Below are 17,077 nucleotides of genomic sequence, written 5' to 3'. Positions count from 1 at the left end.
CCGAACCCGCCGTTCTCGCTACGCTGCGTGAGGATCGTTGGGCTTTTTCTCGGTGCGTCGCTTCGGGGGGCGGGCATGCAGGGAATCCAGGAGCCGGTGCGCGTCCCGGTGGACCTGTACGGGCGCCCGCGGCGGCGCCGGGGGTGGCGCCGCCGGTGGTGGTGGGCGGTTCTGGCGTGCGGGGCGTGCGTGGCGACGACGGGCGCGGGGCTGGCGGTGTGGACGGCCGGGGGCCCTGACCGGCACGCCTCGGCGACGGACGCCTCGCGGATCGGGCCCTCCCGCAGCGCGGTGGTGGTCAACGGGCGGGTGCAGCCGCCGCGGGTGCCGGTGCAGCGGGCGGCGTCGGGCCGGTACCGGCTGGTCCCGGGCGTGGCCGCGCCGCCGCGCGGTACCGGTTTTCTCGTCCGGTACGCGGTGGAGGTGGAGCAGGGGCTGCCGTTCAGGGCGTCGCGGTTCGCCGCCGAGGTGCACCGGGTGCTGAACGATCCGCGCGGCTGGGGGCGGGGCGGCAGGTTGCGGTTCGTGCGGGTGGCGCGGGGGCCGGTGAAGTTCCGGGTGTCGCTGTCGAGCCCGGCGCTGACCGACCGGATGTGCCTGCCGGCGCGGACGGGCGGGTGGCTGTCGTGCTTCGCGCGGGGCCGTTCGGTCATCAACGCGCGGCGCTGGGGGCTGGGCGCGGCGCCGTACGGGGCGGACCTGGCCCGCTACCGCGAGTACCTGATCAACCATGAGGTGGGGCACGCGCTGGGGCACGGGCATCTGGGGTGCCCGGGGCAGGGGCGGGTGGCGCCGGTGATGGTGCAGCAGACCAAGTCGTTGTACGGGTGCCGCGCCAACCCGTGGCCGTATCCGCGCCTGGCGGTGCGGGCCGGGCGGGGCCCTAGACTCGGATCACACCATGCGCATGATCAAAAGGGCGGGCTCCCATGAGCTGGAGATCCGCCGGTCCCGGTTCGTCTGCACGCTGGCGCGCGTCCACGATGAGGGCGCGGCGGCGGAGTTCATCGCCGGGCATCGCCGGGCGCATCGCGACGCGACCCACAACTGCACCGCCTACGTGGTGGGCGCGCACGGGGAGATCACCAAAAGCAATGATGACGGGGAGCCGTCCGGGACGGCGGGCGTCCCGATGCTGGAGGTGCTGGTCCGGCGGGGGCTGACCGGTGTGGTGGCGGTGGTGACCCGGTATTTCGGCGGGGTGAGGCTGGGCGCGGGCGGGCTGGTGCGCGCCTACGGGCAGGCGGTGTCGGAGGCGGTCGACGCGGTGGGCGTGGTGGAGCTGCTCGCGGTGGTGACGGTGACGGTGCGGGTGGAGCACGCGGTGGCGGGCCGCTTCCTGGGGGATCTGCACGGCACGGGGCGGCTGCCCGCCGATGTGCGGTACGCCGACGCGGTGGAGGCCGATGTGGCGGTTCCGGTGGCGGAGGCGGAGGCGTTCGAGGAGTGGGTGGCGGCGGCGACCGCGGGCCGTGCGCGGGTCCGCCGCGGCGCGCGGGGCCATGTCGAGGTGCCCGTCGGCTCCTGACCTGCCGATCCGGGGTGTGCGCTGTCCGCGCCGACGGCCGGCCGGGTTTCAGCCGGCGCCGATTTCAGCCGGCGCCGAGGGGTTTGCGGTGGGCGCGGGCGGTGCGGCGGGTGATGCGCCAGCCGTGGGCGGTGCGGGCGATGGTGTCGTCGTAGGTGACGCTGGCGCAGGTGCCGTCGGCGTTGATCCCGATGCCCTTGGACCGCGCGTGCACGCGGTCGGCGGTGATCGGCTCGAGGACGATGTTGGTGATGTGGTGGCCGACGGGGTTGCCCTCTCCCAGGTCCAGGGCGGCCTGGCGGAGCGCGGCGGTCCCGTGGACGGGGGCGGGCAGGCCGAGGTCGGTGAAGTCGTGGACGGCGTCGTCGGTGAACAGCTCGCCGAGGCGGTCCAGGTCGCCGGCGTCGACCAGGTGGCCGTGCCTTGCGAGGAGCTCGGTGATGGCGGTGCGGTCCTGGGGTGTCAGCGTGGTGGTCATCGCGGCTCCTCCTCCAAATACGGGGCGCTCCCCGGTTAACGGGACGTTATCGGGGATATCCCCGTTTTAGCAAGGGTGTTCCCCCGGCCCTATGGAGCAGCCCGCCTGCTGGCCGGTGACGTCGCCGACCTCTTCGGCGGGCTGCGCTAGGGGCACCCACCGGGGGAGGTGAGCGCAAGCGGGTCAGGCCGGTTGGGCCTGGCCTGGGCGGCAGTGCAGACAGGGCCGGTAGCCGGCGGCCTGGGCCGCGGCCAGGGTCGCGAAACCGTGCCGGTGCGCGGGGGTGATGCGGCGGGCGTGCGCGCAGGTGGGGAAGCACACGATGCCGGTGGTGTCGCTGGCCAGGTACTGCACGCCCCGCCGGGCCAGGTCGGCGAGGCGGTCCAGGTCGACGTCCTCGGCGCGCAGCAGGCGTTCCTTGGCCTGGACGCCGAACACGTACTGGCCGATCGTCCCGTCGGAACGGGTGACGCGATGGCAGGGGATCAGCAGCGGCACCGGGTTGCGGCCCAGCGCCGAACCGGCGGCGCGGACGGCCCTGGGGCTGCCGGCCTGCCGGGCGACCCAGGCATAGGGGCGGGTCTGGCCGCGGGGGATGGCGGCGGTGGCGCGCAGCACGGCCTCCTCGAACGCGCTGAGGCCGCGCAGGTCCAGGCGCAGGCCGCCCAACCGCCCGGTGCGCAGTGCCGGCACCAGCCCCGCGGGGGGACGGTCGGCGGGCAGCAGAGGGCGGCCGAAGCGGCTGCGGAAGGCCTCGGCGAAGGCGCGCTCGTCCAGCCCGGCGCGCAGGAACGCCACGCCCTGGTCGGTGAAGGCGACCTGCAGGTCCCGGTGCGGGCCCTCCAGAGGGCCCGGCACGCGGACGCGGCGGGCGGCGATGCGGTCCAGCAGGGCGGGCGGCGCGTCAGCGGCCAGCGCCGCCAGGGCCTCCTCCAGCCCGCCGCCCGAGCGGTCGTCGCGGGCGTCGGCGGAGGCGGCGGGGCGGGGATCGTGGCGGGTCATGGGGTGCCCCCTTGCGATGAGCGGAGCGGGTGGAGCGTGCGGAGCCTGGCCAGGCCCCGCGATATGTGCGATTTGACGGTGCCCTCGGGCACCCCCAGCACAGCGGCGATCTCGGTGACGGGCAGATCGGCGACATGGCGCAGGACGACGGCCGCGCGCTGGGCGGGACTGAGCTCGGCCAGCAGCCCGGCCAGTTCGCGTCCGGTCTCGTGACGGGCCGCGGCGGCCTCGACGCCCTCGGCCGGGTCGGCGGGCTCGGGCGCCTCCTCCAAAGGGCCGGGCGGAGGACGGCGCGCGGCGGTGCGCAGGCTGTTGCGCCACAGGTTCATCAGGATCGTCAGCAGCCACGCGCGGGGCCGCAGCGCCGCCAGCCGGTCGGGACCGTACCCGCACAGGGCCCGGTAGGCACGCAGGAACGCCTCGGCCGACAGGTCCTCGGCCTCGGCCCACCGCCCGCACAGCCGCAGCGCGGTGGTGAACACCGTGCCGCGGTAGGACTCGTACAGCACGGCGAACCCGGCGTCCAGGTCCTCGCCCAGCGCCGCCACGACCCGCCCGGCGGCCGCGTCGCGGTCCGCGCCGTCATCACCGCCGACCCCGGCCCCGGGCCCGGCGGATCCGGGCCCGGGGTCGGCTCGGGCGGGCTGGAGCTTGTCGTCCGTTACCGTCACATCCCTGTCAACACCGCGGCGCCCGCGCCGGTTGCGGGCACCGGTGCCCTCGGGGTCAGCCGAGCTCGGGGTCAGCCGAGCCAGCCGGGACGGATCACCCCGGTCTCGTAGGCCAGCACCACCAGCTGGGCGCGGTCGCGGGCGCCGAGCTTGGCCAGGATCCGGCTGACGTGGGTCTTGGCGGTGGCGGGACTGAGCACCAGCCGGCCGGCGATCTCCTCGTTGGACAGGCCCGCGGCCACCAGCTCCAGCACCTCCCGCTCCCGTTCGGTCAGGGTGTCGAGCCGGGCCGACGGCGGGGGAGCGGAGATCCGCGAGGCGAACTCGGCGATCAGCCGCCGGGTCACCGTCGGCGCCAGCAGCGCATCGCCGCGCGCGACCACCCGCACGCCGTGGATCAGCTCGGGCGGCTCGGTGTCCTTGACCAGGAACCCGCTGGCACCGGCCTTGATCGCACCGTAGACGTAGTCGTCCAGGTCGAACGTCGTCAAGATCACCACCTTGACGTCGGCGAGACGGGGATCGGTGACGATCCGCCGGGTGGCCTCCAGCCCGTCCAGCACGGGCATGCGGATGTCCATCAGCACCACGTCCGGGCGCCGCTCACCGGCCAGCCGCACCGCCTGCTCCCCGTCGCCGGCCTCGGCGACGATCCGGATGTCGTCCTCGCCCTCCAGGATCGACCGGAACCCGGCCCGCACCAGAGTCTGGTCGTCGGCCAGCACCACCTGGATCACGCGTCGTCTCCCGTCCGGCCCGCCATCGGCGCCCGCTCCACTCGTTCCTCCGTCGTCGTCGCACCGGCAGGGCCCGCCGGCAGTAGCGCCCGCACGCGGAACCCGCCGCCGGGCCCGGGCCCGGCGGTGACCTCGCCGCCGACCGCGGCGGCGCGCTCCCGCATCCCGCGCAACCCGTTACCGCGGTCCAGGGCGGCCGCGTCGACCGGTCCGGGACCGTCGTCGTCGATCTGCACGACCACCGCGCCGTCCGCGCAACCTATCGTGACGGTGACGGTCCGCGCGCCCGCGTGCCGCACCGCGTTGGTCAGCGCCTCCTGCACGATCCGGTAACCGGCCAGCGCCACCGGCGGCGGCAGCATACCGGCCAGGACCTCGTCGGTGGCGTCGCCGGCGCGGCGCACCCGCAGCCCCGAGGCGGAGGTCCGCTCCAGCAGCTCGGCCAGCCGGGCCAGCGACGGCGCCGGCGCGACCGCCGCGGCCCCGTCCTGCCCGTCGCCGTCCTGGTCGACCTGCCGCAGCACGCCCAGCACCCCGCGCAACTCCCGCAGCGTCTCCTTACTGGCCCCCTTGATCGCCTCCAGCGCGGCGTAGGCCTGCTCGGGATCGTCGCGGCGGTGCAGCGCGGCACCCGCCTGCACGTTGATCAGAGAGATCTGGTGGGCGAGCACGTCGTGCAGCTCGCGGGCGATCCGCAGCCGCTCCTCGGCGGCACGGCGGCGGGCCTCCTGCTCGCGGTCGCGGACCGCCTCGGCGGCACGCCGCTCGGCGGCCAGCAACCGGGCACGGCGGCTGCGGACGTACTGGCCCATCGCGATCGTCACCAGCAGCAGGGCGCTGAGACCGGCCACGTCCTCCGGGCGGACGGCCGCGCTCGGCTGCACGTCACCGCCGCGCAGCGCGCCCACCACCCAGAACCCGGCGTTGATCACGATCATCGCGGTCAGCGGCACATGCAGGCGGCATTCCACGGCGGCGGTGAACAACGCGATCAGGAACACGAACGCGACGGGCCCGTCGGGATAGCCCATCGGGTAGTACAGCGGCGTCAGCAGGGTGGCCAGCGCCAGCACCGCCAGCGGGTGGCGGCGCCGCACCGCCAGCCCCGCCGACACGACCACGATGATCAGCGCCCCGCCCGGCCACAGCGGACGGTCGGCCGGCCCGGCGGCCGCGGCGGAGGTCACCAGGGTGACCACCAGAGCGGCGATCGCCAGCACGAGGTCGAGGGCCTGGCCTCGCGGCCAGCGGATCGCGTCCACGGGCACAACCGTAGGACAACCCTGCGGCGCCGTCCGCCCGGGGCCGCTCCAGGCCGCCTCGTTCTGCTCGCCTCGTCCTGCCTGCCTCGTTCTGCCCGCGGCGCGGCCCTGACTTTCGTCAGTATCGGGCGCGGCCGGCCGGCTTATACGGTGGCCAGGGTGAACGGCCTGAACGCCCCCCGCGCCCCGGCGCCCCCCGCCCCACCCCGCCCAGGTCACGACCCGGCCGCGGGACAGGCGCGAGACGGGGGCAGCGACGGGGGAGGGCGGAGGCGCCGAGCCCTGTCGCACCCCTCCTGCCACACCGCCGTGCTTGACGCGGCACTGTGGGCGGTCCTGGCGTTCCCGGTGGCGGCCGGCATGCTGCTGCCCCCGCAACCCCACCGGGCCGGATGGTGGGCCCAGGGGGCGGGGCTGGGGGTGCTGGCCGCCGCGATCGCGGTCGGACGGGCCCGCCCGCTGGTACCGCTGCCCGCCGTCGTGGCGCTGACCGCCGTGCACGCCAACTTCGTGTTCGGCATGCCGGTCGCCGCCTACCTGACCGGTCGCCGCATGAACCGCGCCCGCCCCGTCCTGTGGGTGTTCACCGGGATCTTCGTGGCCGGCACCACGCTGAACATCGCCCGCGGCATCGACGTCACCACCTGGTTCCCCCTCACGGTCTACCTGGTGCTACTAGGCGTGCTGCCCTGGCTGGTAGGCCGCTACTGGCGCCAGAACCAAGAACTCCTGCACGCCGGCTGGGAACGGGCCGAACGCCTGGAACACCAGCAGCGCATCGTCACCGAACGCGAACGCCTGCGCGAACGCGCCCGCATCGCCCAGGACATGCACGACTCCCTGGGCCACGAACTGGCCCTCATCGCGGTGCGCGCGGGCGCCCTGCAGGTCGCGCCAGGACTGGACGAGGCACACCGCCGGGCCGCCGCCGAACTGCGCGCGGGCGCCGCCGAGGCCACCGAGCACCTACGGGAGATCATCGGAGTGCTCCACGAGGGCGTCCCGCGCGACACGGCCGCGCAGGACACCGGTCTGCAGGGGCCCGCGCTGACCCGGCCGGCCCGCGAGAGCATCGCCGAACTGGTCGAACGCGCCCACGCCTCCGGCATCCCCGTCCACCTGGCCGCCCCCGGCCCCCAGGACGACCGGGGCGACGCCCCGGAGATCGTCTCCGGGGTCCTGCCGGAGACGACGGAGATGGTCACCCTGGCGGCGCACCGCGTCGTGCAGGAGGCACTGACCAACGCGGCCAAGCACGCCCCCGGAGCCCCGGTCACGGTCCGCCTGGCCCGCACCGGCGGCGACCCCGACACGATCGTCGTGTCGGTCACAAACCAGGCGCCGCCCGCAGGCCCGCCGCTCCTCCCCACCGGCGCCCCTGGCGCCGCGAACGGCGGACACGGCCTGGCGGGCCTGGCCGAACGCGTCAGGCTGGCCGGCGGGACCCTGCACACCGGCCCCACCCCCGACGGCGGATTCGAGGTCACCGCCCGGCTGCCCGCCGCGCCCCCCGGCGCCCCGCCGCCCGTCCCACGGCACGACACCGCCCCTGGCGGCGCCCCGGACGCCCGACCGCACCCCCCTTCCCCCCCAGACGACCGGACCGGCGACCGGACCGGCGGCGAGCGGGCGGCGATGTCGGAATCGGCGCGCCGACTGGCCCGCGAACGCCACCAGGTCCGGCGGGAACTGCTCACCGCCATCATCGTCCCGGCAGGCCTGGTGGCGGCCCTGGGAGGGATCATGGTGGGCTACTACATCTACGCGACCATGAACTCGGTCCTGCGGCCCGACGACTACGCGGCGCTGCGGATCGGCACCCCCAGGCACCAGGTGGAACGGACACTGCCGCGCATGCAGACCATCGACTCCGGCGCCCGCCGCGCCCAGTACCCCGAACCGCGCGGCGCCCAGTGCGCCTACTACCGCTCCAACGCCAACATCCTGGGCGTGGACGACCTGTACCGGCTGTGCTTCTCCGGCGGACGGCTGACCGCCAAGGACGTCCTGCGCCCCGTCACCGGCGGCGGCCGGGGACCGGACGGGGAGAACACGCCGTGATCCGGGTGCTGCTCGCCGACGACGAAGCGATGATCCGCGCCGGCGTGCGCGCGATCCTGTCCGCAGACCCCGAGATCGAGGTCGTCGCCGAAGCCGGCGACGGGCGCCAAGCGGTCGAACTGGCCCTCTCGCACCGCCCCGACGTCGTCCTGCTGGACATCCGCATGCCCCGCCTGGACGGCCTGGCGGCCGCCGCCGAACTGCGCCGGGTCCTCCCCACCGCCTCCCTGATCATCCTCACCACCTTCGGCGAGGACGAGTACATCGCCCGCGCCCTGTCCGACGGCGCCAGCGGCTTCCTCCTCAAGTCCGGCGACCCGAACGAACTGATCACCGGCGTCCACGCCGTCGCCGAAGGCGCCGCCTACCTCTCACCCAAGGTCGCCCACCGGGTCATCACCGAACTGGGCCGCGGCCGGATGTCGCACGGCTCGGCCGCCCGCCGCCGCACCGAAACCCTCACACCCCGGGAACGGGAGGTGCTGGCCCTGGTGGGAGCGGGCCTGTCCAACGCCGAGATCGCACGCAGGCTGCACGTCGTCGAAGGCACCGTGAAGGCCTACATGAGCGCGATCCTGACCCGCCTGGAGGTCCGCAACCGCGTCCAGGCCGCCATCATCGCCTACGAAGCCGGCCTGATCGGCGACTAGCCGACCACCCGCCGAAGACCGGCCGAGCCCGGCGGCAAAACCTTCCGCCAACCGGCACGCAAGAACCCCGCCGCGAACGCCCGGACGCGTGACGACAGGGCCCTTGCGACGCCGTCGGGACGAGACGGCTCGAGCGGAGCCGAAAGGGATCAGGCGCGCGGGGGAGGGGAGGGGCGGACACCGGCCATCACGTCGGGAACGGTCGCCGTCGGCGCGCCCGCGTGCACCGGCCCCGCGGCCGCCACCGCAGCGGCGGCCCCGCCCGACGGCGCCAGCGCCGACGGCGGCCCCAGCAGCACCGTGCCGGCACCGATCCCGCGCACCGCCCGTAGCAGCGGAACCACCGCCCGCACCACCAGCAGCGCCACCACCGGCGCCACGACCACACCCACCACGAAACCGGCCGCCACATCGTGCGGGTAGTGCACGCCCACGAACACCCGCGAGAACGCCATCAGCAAGGCCAGCGGCAGCACCAGCGGCGCCATCGCCCGCCACGCCACCACGATCGCCGCCGCCGAGGCCGCCGCGATCGTCGCGTGGTTGCTGGGGAACGACCAGTCACCCGGCGCCGGGCACGCGGCGATGTTCATCGCCCCCGCCACCGCCCGGCACGGCCGCTCCTCCCGAAGGAACGACTTGGACACCTCGCTCACCAGGTAGGCGGCCACCACCGCCACCGGTGCCAGCAGCGCCAGCCCCATCTCCCGCTCACCGCGACCACGGGCCCGCCACCAGCCCGCCACGAACAGCACGGCGAACAACAGCAGTCCCGCATCGGTCCCGACCTCCGCCACGGTATGCACCCAGGAGGGCAGCCCGTGGGCGAACCCGGTCACGGCGCGGTACCAGTCGGCGCTGAAGCCTGGCGCTTGCATGCTCTCCCTCACGACGTCGAGACGGCCCGTACACGGGAATGAGATCCCGTGACGGACCGTCTTTGTTCACTGCACGTTCATGAACTTGTAGAGAATGTCACGCCATAGGCAGCCTTCGCTGCGACATTCGCACAGTCACCCCCACTTCCTCACCACCCCTGCCAAACCCCCAAGTCCCCGAGTCCCCGAGACCCCGGCGCACCAGGGGGCCTCAAAGCGCGTCCGCCGCCCCCCGCTCCGAACCCGTCCCGGCCCCCTCGGCGACGCCCAGGGCAGCGGCACCGTCCACGACGCCGATCTCCCCGACCTCCGCGCCCTCACCACGCCGCCCGTGCCGCCCGTGCCGCCCGTGCTCGTCCCCGGCGGCCGCCGCCGACCGCTCCGCACGCCGCCGCGAACGCCCCCGCACGAAACGCACCGACTCCACCACCACGGTCAACGTCAACGCCAACCCGATCCCCAGCGCCACACCCTTGACCGGATCGTGCTCGAACGCCTTCCCGCCCACGAACCCCAGCAGCCCCCCGTACACCGCCCAGCTCACCGCCGCCACCGCCGCGAACAGCGAGAACGACCGCAGCCGATACCCCACCGCCCCCATCGTCAACGTCACCGCCGTACGACCACCCGGCACATACCGCGCCACGACCAGGATCAGCCCGCCCCGCTCGTCCATCACCCGCCGCGACCACGCCAACGCCTTGTCCCGCCGCGACCCCGGTCGCGCCCGCGCCAGCAACCGCCCACCCGAACCGCGCCCCACCAGATACGAGATGTGATCGCCCGCGAACGCCCCCAGCGCCGCCAGCACGATCACCAGCGCCAGATCCGGCTCACCCGACGCCGCGTACACCCCACCCGTGATCACCATGCTCTCGCTCGGCACCACCGGGAAGAACCCGTCGATCGTCGCGACCGCGAACAAGGCCACGTAGAACCACGGCGAGGTCACCGCCGCATGCAGCACATCCAGCACTCCGTCCATGCCACGACGCTAGAAAACGATCAAGGCGCCGCACATCGCACCTAGGTCTCCCGACACCCCCTACTTCAGACAGGGCGACCGGCTACTTCGGCTAGTCGAAAACGGCTACTTCCAGTAGGGCGACCAGGATCCTGCGAACGATGTACCACCGATCTCCTCATCCTGGAGGACGACCCCGCGCACCCCCGAACGTCATCCTGGAACCACCAGAACCTCACGGGGAGCCACCTTGGAACCGCCGCACACCGCCACGCCCACCCCAGCGCACGGCACTCCAGAGCCCTCGCGCACCGGCCTGCGCGCCTCCGACAGCGACCGCAACGCCACCGTGGAACGACTCGGCGACGCCCTGGCCGAAGGCGCCCTCGACAACGCCGAATACCACCACCGGCTCGAACAGGCGGTCGCCGCCACCACCCTCGGCCGGCTCCAGTCCCTCACCGCGGACCTCCCCGTCTCCCGCGCCGCCCTCGCCAGGGACGCAGCCGCACGCAAGGCCGCCAAGGCCGAGGCCGACAAACGCGAGTGGCGCAAAGAATGGGGCTACTGGACCGGCGGCGCCCTCATCATGACCACCATCTGGGCCGTCAACTCCGTCCGCGAGAACGAGCGGGACTTCTACTGGCCCCTGGTCCCGCTCGGCATCTGGGCCGCCATCCTGCTCTCCTACGCCATCTGGCCCGGCGGCGACGACCACTGACCCCGCACACGCGGCCACCCGGCCCCGCGCGGCCGACGGCGCGGCACAGGCGGACAAAACGACTTACCCGTCACCACCCCGATCGGCCACAATGATCCACTTGTGGGAACACTGCACATCTTCGACATGGACGGCACCCTCCTGACCGGCACCACCGCCAACCTGGAAGTCGCCCGCCAACTCGGCACCCTGCCCGAACTCCACGCCCTGGAAGCCCGCTTCGCCACCGGAGACCTGGACACCCGCGGCTTCTCCGCCGAAATCCACCGCCTCTGGCGCCACCTCACCCCCGACCAGGTCGCCGCCGCCTACACCGCAGGCCCCTGGCTGAACGGCATCCGCGACGTCTGCGCCGACATCCGCACCCGTGGCGAGCACTCCGCCGTCATCACCATGTCGCCCGACTTCTTCGCCCGCCACCTCCTCGACCTCGGCTTCGACGACGTCATGGCCTCACGGTTCCCGCCCCTGCCCTTCACCGCCCCCCTCGACCCCGACGCCGTCCTCACCCCCGCCGACAAGGTCCGCATCACCGAAGAACTGCGCACCCGGCACCGGCTGCCCCTCGACCGCTGCCTGGCCTACGGCGACTCCATGTCCGACGCCCCCCTCTTCCGCCACCTCACCAACACCGTCGCGATCAACGCCGACCACCACCTCGCCGACATCGCCGCCCTCGACTACCGCGGAAACGACCTCGCCGAGGCCTACCGCCTGGCACGCACCCTCCTGCCCGACACCCCCTGAACCCCCACAGGACACTCGCCACGAGAACGGCGCGCACGCCACCGTCTCCCGCACACCCGCCCCGAACCGGGCCATGATGGACCTCAACATCCCCCGACCGGAGGGCGCGCCCATGGCCCCGACCGCCGACCCCTCCACCACCGCAGCCGACCACGCCGCCCAAACACCGGCCCGCCACCTGCCCTGGCTCGCCCTCACGGCCGTCGCCTACGCCCTCACCCACCACACCGGCGTAGGCCTGGCCTGGCTCGGAACCATCGGCGACACCCGCTGGGCCGACTGGATCGACATCCTCACCCCCTACGCCGTCCTCCTCCCCGCCGCCGCAGTCCTACGCGCCGCCCACGCCGGCCCGCGCACCTGGACCCTCTACCTCCTCGGCGCCATCACCTACGTCGAAGGCCACGGCATCCACCTGGCCGCCAACTCCGTCGGCAACCGCGCCCCCAGCGACATCGCCCACCTCTGGGACGAATACATCGGCCACTACCTCTGGTACGGCGGCGTCACCCTCGTCTTCACCGCCCTGGCCGCCACCCTCGCCCGCCGCACCCCCGCCCACGGGCCCCTCCCGATCGCGCTGGCCCTCATCACCGGGCTCACCTACACCACCAACGCCCTCGAAGGCCAGACCGCCCTGCCCTCCATCGCGATCACCGCCGCGTTCAGCATCTGGGGCTGGAGGACCCGACACCACCTCGGCCGCCTCCTGACGGTCGCGTTCGCCCCCGCGCTCCTCATGCTCATCATCTACGGCATCTGGCACCGCGGCTTCCCCGAACCCACCGACCTCGGCTGGATCTGACCCCCCCGGGGACCACCCGGCTCGAGCAGCCGACGCCGACGCGCCTCACCCCTTCTCGGGCCGCAGCAGCGGATGCACCCGCATCGCCGCCTCCAGCTCACCCGGCAGCTCATCCCGGTAACGCCCCAGCGTCGACAGATCCGAATGCCCCAGCACCCGCCGCACCGCGTCCATGTCCGTCGCCGCCGCCAGCAGATGCGTCGCCGTCGTATGCCGCAACCCGTGCGGCGTCACACTCCGGCGATGCTCGGGATCCACCCGCGCCAGCACCCGGTCGATCACCCCCTGCACATCACCCCGCGCCAACCGGTGACCACGCCACGACAACAACAGCGCCTCCGGCTCCCGCCCCCGATCCAGCAACCGGCGCCCCTCGGCCAGATACGCCTCCAGCACATCCGCCACAGGACGGGGGAGAGGCACATCCCGCGTCCGCCCGCCCTTGCCGAAGATCCGCCAATACCGCAGACCCCCGTTCACGAAGAAATCCTCCACATCGGCCCGTGTCAGCTCCGACACCCGCGGCCCCACCGCCGCCAGCAACAACACGATCAACGCGTCCCGCAACTCGGTACGCTGATCGACCCGCCGCGCCGGGTCCGCCGGCCCGCCCACCAGACCCCGCGCCGCCCCCATCAGCCCGTCGGCCTGCTCCACCGTCAGCGCACGCCGCCGCGCCCGCAACCCGCCCCGCTCCTTCGCCCGCAGCGTCACCGCCCGCATCGGATCCAGCTGCACCCACCCCACCAGCGCCGCATAACGGAAGAACGCCGACAACGACCTGCGGAAACGCGCCTGCGACGACGCCGACTGGCGCGCCACCGCCCCCGCCGGCGTACCACCCCCGGCCGGCGCGGCCCGGCGACGGCCGTCCGGCTTGTGCGCGAACTTCAGCAGCACCTCATCGACCTCGGCGCCGCCCAGGTCGTCCAGCACCCGCTCGGGCCCCGCCAGCTCCGCGAAGGTGTGCACGTCACGCGTGTAGACCTCGGCGGTCCCCGGCGCCAGCGCGCCGGTCGCGGACTTGGCCCGGATCAGCTCGGCGTAACGGTCGGCGGTCTCTTGGACGGTCAGGCGCTGGACATCACTGGGACGCACCCCGCGGACGTTACCGTTTCCCTCCGACAGAACACCGCCGCACCCGTGACATCACTCCCAGTGACCGCGTGCCATGGCAGCCGAAATCGGGGGAGGGGAGCGATAAGTTCGTGGCCTCCCCCCGGTCCAATCGGTGAGGACGTCGAAAGGAGACCCGTCATGGACTGGACCCTCGAAGTGGTGCCCGTGCCCGTCACCGACGTGGACCGTGCGAAGCGTTTCTACAGCGAGCAGGTCGGCTTCGCCGTCGACCACGACACCAGCGCGGGGGAGGGGTTCCGCATCGTCCAGCTGACCCCGCCGGGCTCGGGCTGCTCGATCGTCATCGGCAGCGTCGTCGGCATGGAGCCCGGGACGCTCCGCGGCCTCCAACTGGTCGTCTCCGACATCGAGGCCGCCCGCGACCAGCTCCTGGAACGCGGCGTGGACGCGGGAAAGGTCCAGCACTACGAGGCCGACGGCATGGTGGACGGACCCGGTGGGGGCTGGAACAACTTCGTCCACTTCAGCGACCCCGACGGCAACGGGTGGGTGCTCCAGCAGCGGCCCGCGGGAAACTCCTGAACCAAACCAGACAGAATCCAACTTCTGTCTGGTTTGCCATATTCTGCCCCTATTTGTCCGACTGGGGTGCGCGGCCCGAAGGGAAGCCGCCCCAGCCGGACGACCCCACGCCGGGGGAACGGCGACGCCCAGCAAGATCATTCTCACGCGGGGCCGACATCGATTACCCGCCAACCGCGGGGATGGAGATCAGCGCCAGCCGGCGAACCCGAGTAAACACAGGTCACCGGGCCCGGGGCAGGCGCCGGAGGGGCGGCGCATCCATGCGACGTAGCGAAGGCGTCCCGGCCCGAGCGACCTGGGGGGAGGTCCGCCCAGGACCGAGGGCGGAAAGAGCCGGCGCCGAGCACTGGCGGATCCTCGTCCCCGAGTATCACCGAGGGGCGGCCGGAGATATCGTGGAGGTTCGCCCGGAGGGCGATTCGCTGCGCCCCCGTTCTTCGCCGCCAACGGCGTGGTGAAGCGGCTGCGCCTGTTACCAGGGCCTTCGGCAGGCCTTCTCGGTGTGTCCTCGACCCTGTCGACGTACATCCGACGTGAACACCGATCGATGAGCCATCGGAATAGGGAACCCTCGAACCTGGGCGGGGCCGTCCCGTGATCGGCGCGGACGGGCCCTGATGAGGCCCGGCGGAGTGCCCGCTCGGCCGGTGACGCCGCCTGCCGTACCGGCCGCGTCCCGGGCCGCGCCGCCGGAGGGGAGACTGCTCGGGCTGGATCTGGCCCGCGGACTCGCCGTCCTGGGCATGTTCGCCGCCCACATCGGCCCCGACATCGTCGATGGGGACGCCGGCGGGGCGGTGAACCAGCTGACGCACGGCCGCTCCGCCGCGCTCTTCGCCCTGCTGGCCGGGGTGTCGGTGGTGATCATCAGTGGTCGACGGCGTCCCAAGAGCGGCCGGGAGGGCCGGCGGGCGAGGGCGAAGATCGCGATCCGCGGGGTGGCCTTGGTGGCGCTGGGCACGGCGGTGGCGATGCTTCCGTCCCCGGTGGATGTGATCATCGCCTACTACGGTCTGTGCTTCCTGCTGGCGCTGCCCCTGGCGCGGCTGCCCGCCAAGACGCTCGCGGTCATCGCGGCCTTCCTCGCCGTGGCCGGGCCCCTGGTGTCCTTCGGGGTGCGCGCCCTCGTGGAGCACCGATCCTGGGAGCACGCCGTCACCGCCTTCGACCCGATCGAGCGGCTGAGCGGGGAGGGCGTCGTCGACCTCCTGCTCACCGGGCCCTATCCGGCGATGACCTGGATGCCGTACGTGGTCGCCGGCATGGCGCTGGGACGGCTGGACCTGATGTCGGGCCGCGTGCGCCGCCGGCTGGCCGTCGCGGGCCCGGCGCTCGCGGTGTTCGGTTACGGGGCCTCGTGCCTGGTCTTCCATCTGCTCCCGGGGGTCCGCGCGGCCGTCGGGGACTCCGGCTGGTTCGATTCGGGGCCTGTGACCTGGTGGGTGGGCCCGGAGACCGGCACGGTGAGCACCCGCGCGCCCGCGTTGCTGCTGGTGGCCGCGCCGCACAGCGGGACGCCCCTGGAGATTCTCGGAAACGTCGGCGTGGCGATCACCATCGTGGTGTGCGCCCTCGCCGTGGTCACCGCCGCCGAGGCGCGGCGGCGGGTGCGCCGGTCGCTGCTTCCGGTGATCGCCGTGGGGTCGATGTCGTTGTCGGTCTATGTCGGCCATGTTCTCGCGCTCGCTGCGCTGGACACCGTGGACGCCGCCTCAGGGCTGCCGGTCCTGGTCGCCTTCGTCGTCGCGGCGCTGGTGCTCGCGACGCTGTGGGCCCGCCGTTTCCGGCGCGGCCCGCTGGAGTATCTGCTCAATGCCGCGACCCGGGTGACACGGCGCGTCGGATGAGGTCCGTGACGTCGTTCCGGCCTGAGCGGCGGGCCGCGCCCTTTCGGGGTGGTTCGAGCGCGCGGAGGTGCCGACTCGGGCTCCGTGGCCCGTTCTCACCCCTCTTCTAGAGATCCTCTGATTGGTTGATAATGTACATTATGTTAAGTAGATCTGATTCGCGCCCTCCCCCCGAGGGTGATCGCCCTTCGTTTTCACCCCACAGAGGGAGGGCGATCACCCGGACAGGGGAACCGCGGCCCGGGGCCGGTCGGAAGGCTTGTGAGGTCGAAAGTCATCACTCGCCAGATCGGAGTGCACGCAATGATCGACCGGACCCGCCGTGTGTCCGTCCTGGGCCTGGCCGTCACGGCCGGCCTCGCCGCGACCCTCACGGCCGCGATCTCCGCCGTGTCCTGGGCGGCGGCCGATGCGCCCGCGCCGGGCGTCAAGACCTCCCACCTCAAGGGATCGGCAAGGATGTACTTCCCTGCGCCCGACGACGACATCCGGGTGACGGTCGACGCGCACGCCACCTTCGATCCGAACGGGGCGTCCAAGCCCACCCGTTCGTGGGGGACGTTCCGGATCTCCCACCGGCTCAAGATGCCGGACGGGACGTGGTACACCAACTGGGGTGATCTCAAGGTCGACTGCCTGACCACCGGCGGTCCCACCGCGACCGTCACCGGCACCCTCACCAAGGTCACCCCCGGTGGTCCCTGGGAGGAGATGCTGAAGGATGGAGCGCGCATGGGCATCAGCTTCTACGTCGCGGGGAAAGGCGGGGGCCCGAGCCGGATCGGGCTGAGCGGCGGGCCGCAGCCCGGTGACGGTCAGCTGCGCAAATGCATGGCCCCCGCGGCCGACGCGCCGCTTCTCAAGGGCGGCTACGAACTGGTCGACAAGAAATGAAATGACCACCTGACCTTTCCCTGGTGGAACCGCGCCCGGGATGCCGGGGCTCCCGGAGCCGGTGGCCGTCACGTGACGTGGACGAGGGGTGCGCCTGCGTTCTTGCCGATCCTGTCGACCTCTCCCCCAGGTGAAGCAGAGCGGACTCCGCGGAGGATTCCGGTGAA

At 73.2% G+C, this 17,077-nt stretch carries 18 protein-coding genes; 10 read left to right on the top strand and 8 right to left on the bottom strand.

Annotation, left to right across the window (positions count from 1 at the left end; genetic code table 11):
- Window positions 1–75 precede the first annotated feature (75 nt).
- The gene (locus tag ABD340_RS32335) at window positions 76–933 is read left to right on the top strand and encodes a DUF3152 domain-containing protein (RefSeq protein WP_344594138.1); all 858 of its coding nucleotides are present in this window, start codon (window positions 76–78) and stop codon (window positions 931–933) included.
- Entirely contained in the window at window positions 902–1,528 is a 627-nt protein-coding gene (locus ABD340_RS32330; RefSeq protein ID WP_344594137.1) for a YigZ family protein, read from the top strand. The genes ABD340_RS32335 and ABD340_RS32330 overlap by 32 nt, the downstream gene beginning before the upstream one ends.
- 64 nt (window positions 1,529–1,592) lie before the next feature.
- Here ABD340_RS32330 and ABD340_RS32325 read toward each other — a convergent pair whose 3' ends face one another.
- From ABD340_RS32325 to ABD340_RS32305, 5 genes are all read right to left on the bottom strand, one after another.
- Window positions 1,593–2,006 (bottom strand): nuclear transport factor 2 family protein, encoded by a 414-nt coding sequence (locus ABD340_RS32325; RefSeq protein ID WP_344594136.1) that lies wholly within the window; start codon window positions 2,004–2,006, stop codon window positions 1,593–1,595.
- A 183-nt stretch (window positions 2,007–2,189) separates the two neighbouring features.
- Window positions 2,190–3,008, bottom strand: coding sequence for a methylated-DNA--[protein]-cysteine S-methyltransferase (locus ABD340_RS32320; protein WP_344594134.1), 819 nt, complete (start codon window positions 3,006–3,008; stop codon window positions 2,190–2,192).
- Window positions 3,005–3,679, bottom strand: a complete 675-nt coding sequence (locus tag ABD340_RS32315) for an RNA polymerase sigma factor (RefSeq protein WP_344594133.1) — start codon at window positions 3,677–3,679, stop codon at window positions 3,005–3,007. Before ABD340_RS32315 ends, ABD340_RS32320 begins: the two co-directional genes overlap by 4 nt.
- A gap of 71 nt (window positions 3,680–3,750) precedes the next feature.
- Window positions 3,751–4,416 (bottom strand): response regulator, encoded by a 666-nt coding sequence (locus ABD340_RS32310; protein ID WP_344594131.1) that lies wholly within the window; start codon window positions 4,414–4,416, stop codon window positions 3,751–3,753.
- Window positions 4,413–5,678 (bottom strand): sensor histidine kinase, encoded by a 1,266-nt coding sequence (locus tag ABD340_RS32305; protein ID WP_344594129.1) that lies wholly within the window; start codon window positions 5,676–5,678, stop codon window positions 4,413–4,415. The genes ABD340_RS32310 and ABD340_RS32305 overlap by 4 nt, the downstream gene beginning before the upstream one ends.
- A 309-nt stretch (window positions 5,679–5,987) precedes the next feature.
- On the opposite strand from ABD340_RS32305, the gene ABD340_RS32300 reads away from it, so the two are divergent.
- The gene (locus tag ABD340_RS32300; protein ID WP_344594128.1) at window positions 5,988–7,739 is read left to right on the top strand and encodes a sensor histidine kinase; all 1,752 of its coding nucleotides are present in this window, start codon (window positions 5,988–5,990) and stop codon (window positions 7,737–7,739) included.
- Window positions 7,736–8,389 carry a response regulator gene (locus tag ABD340_RS32295; RefSeq protein WP_344594127.1) on the top strand — a complete coding sequence of 218 codons (654 nt, stop codon included), beginning with the start codon at window positions 7,736–7,738 and terminating at the stop codon, window positions 8,387–8,389. The genes ABD340_RS32300 and ABD340_RS32295 overlap by 4 nt, the downstream gene beginning before the upstream one ends.
- Before the next feature lie 149 nt (window positions 8,390–8,538).
- On the opposite strand, the gene ABD340_RS32290 is transcribed toward ABD340_RS32295, so the two are convergent.
- Window positions 8,539–9,267 carry a phosphatase PAP2 family protein gene (locus tag ABD340_RS32290; protein WP_344594125.1) on the bottom strand — a complete coding sequence of 243 codons (729 nt, stop codon included), beginning with the start codon at window positions 9,265–9,267 and terminating at the stop codon, window positions 8,539–8,541.
- A 211-nt stretch (window positions 9,268–9,478) separates the two neighbouring features.
- On the bottom strand, window positions 9,479–10,252 hold the full coding sequence (locus tag ABD340_RS32285) for a DedA family protein (RefSeq protein ID WP_344594124.1): 774 nt from the start codon (window positions 10,250–10,252) through the stop codon (window positions 9,479–9,481).
- Between the two features lie 229 nt (window positions 10,253–10,481).
- Between ABD340_RS32285 and ABD340_RS32280 the strand changes: the two genes are divergently transcribed.
- The 3 genes from ABD340_RS32280 to ABD340_RS32270 all read left to right on the top strand — a co-directional run bounded on the left by ABD340_RS32280 (window position 10,482) and on the right by ABD340_RS32270 (window position 12,504).
- The gene (locus tag ABD340_RS32280) at window positions 10,482–10,952 is read left to right on the top strand and encodes a DUF1707 SHOCT-like domain-containing protein (RefSeq protein WP_344594123.1); all 471 of its coding nucleotides are present in this window, start codon (window positions 10,482–10,484) and stop codon (window positions 10,950–10,952) included.
- A 102-nt stretch (window positions 10,953–11,054) separates the two neighbouring features.
- Window positions 11,055–11,699, top strand: coding sequence for an HAD family hydrolase (locus ABD340_RS32275; protein ID WP_344594122.1), 645 nt, complete (start codon window positions 11,055–11,057; stop codon window positions 11,697–11,699).
- 112 nt (window positions 11,700–11,811) lie between these two features.
- A complete protein-coding gene (locus ABD340_RS32270; protein WP_344594121.1) occupies window positions 11,812–12,504 on the top strand; it encodes a hypothetical protein in 693 nt (230 codons plus the stop codon).
- Between the two features lie 45 nt (window positions 12,505–12,549).
- On the opposite strand, the gene ABD340_RS32265 is transcribed toward ABD340_RS32270, so the two are convergent.
- The gene (locus tag ABD340_RS32265) at window positions 12,550–13,602 is read right to left on the bottom strand and encodes a tyrosine-type recombinase/integrase (RefSeq protein ID WP_344594119.1); all 1,053 of its coding nucleotides are present in this window, start codon (window positions 13,600–13,602) and stop codon (window positions 12,550–12,552) included.
- Window positions 13,603–13,761: 159 nt separating this feature from the next.
- On the opposite strand from ABD340_RS32265, the gene ABD340_RS32260 reads away from it, so the two are divergent.
- The 3 genes from ABD340_RS32260 to ABD340_RS32250 all read left to right on the top strand — a co-directional run bounded on the left by ABD340_RS32260 (window position 13,762) and on the right by ABD340_RS32250 (window position 16,910).
- A complete protein-coding gene (locus ABD340_RS32260) occupies window positions 13,762–14,166 on the top strand; it encodes a VOC family protein (protein ID WP_344594117.1) in 405 nt (134 codons plus the stop codon).
- Window positions 14,167–14,816: 650 nt separating this feature from the next.
- On the top strand, window positions 14,817–16,016 hold the full coding sequence (locus ABD340_RS32255; RefSeq protein ID WP_344594115.1) for a DUF418 domain-containing protein: 1,200 nt from the start codon (window positions 14,817–14,819) through the stop codon (window positions 16,014–16,016).
- A gap of 303 nt (window positions 16,017–16,319) precedes the next feature.
- A complete protein-coding gene (locus tag ABD340_RS32250) occupies window positions 16,320–16,910 on the top strand; it encodes a hypothetical protein (RefSeq protein WP_344594114.1) in 591 nt (196 codons plus the stop codon).
- Window positions 16,911–17,077: the final 167 nt, after the last annotated feature.

Source organism: Actinomadura vinacea (genome assembly GCF_039532545.1).
Classification (GTDB): Bacteria; Actinomycetota; Actinomycetes; order Streptosporangiales; family Streptosporangiaceae; genus Spirillospora; species Spirillospora vinacea.
Note: the sequence above shows the minus strand (reverse complement) of the source record. Positions and strands in the feature narration are given on the sequence as shown.

Bases quoted from the DNA above. Each gene is read 5' to 3' on its own strand.
- ABD340_RS32260 (WP_344594117.1), top strand. From the start codon at position 13,762: ATGGACTGGACCCTCGAAGTGGTGCCCGTGCCCGTCACCGACGTGGAC.
- ABD340_RS32290 (WP_344594125.1), bottom strand. From the start codon at position 9,267: ATGCAAGCGCCAGGCTTCAGCGCCGACTGGTACCGCGCCGTGACCGGG.
- ABD340_RS32330 (WP_344594137.1), top strand. From the start codon at position 902: ATGCGCATGATCAAAAGGGCGGGCTCCCATGAGCTGGAGATCCGCCGG.
- ABD340_RS32325 (WP_344594136.1), bottom strand. From the start codon at position 2,006: ATGACCACCACGCTGACACCCCAGGACCGCACCGCCATCACCGAGCTC.
- ABD340_RS32320 (WP_344594134.1), bottom strand. From the start codon at position 3,008: ATGACCCGCCACGATCCCCGCCCCGCCGCCTCCGCCGACGCCCGCGAC.
- ABD340_RS32250 (WP_344594114.1), top strand. From the start codon at position 16,320: ATGATCGACCGGACCCGCCGTGTGTCCGTCCTGGGCCTGGCCGTCACG.
- ABD340_RS32335 (WP_344594138.1), top strand. From the start codon at position 76: ATGCAGGGAATCCAGGAGCCGGTGCGCGTCCCGGTGGACCTGTACGGG.
- ABD340_RS32285 (WP_344594124.1), bottom strand. From the start codon at position 10,252: ATGGACGGAGTGCTGGATGTGCTGCATGCGGCGGTGACCTCGCCGTGG.
- ABD340_RS32270 (WP_344594121.1), top strand. From the start codon at position 11,812: ATGGCCCCGACCGCCGACCCCTCCACCACCGCAGCCGACCACGCCGCC.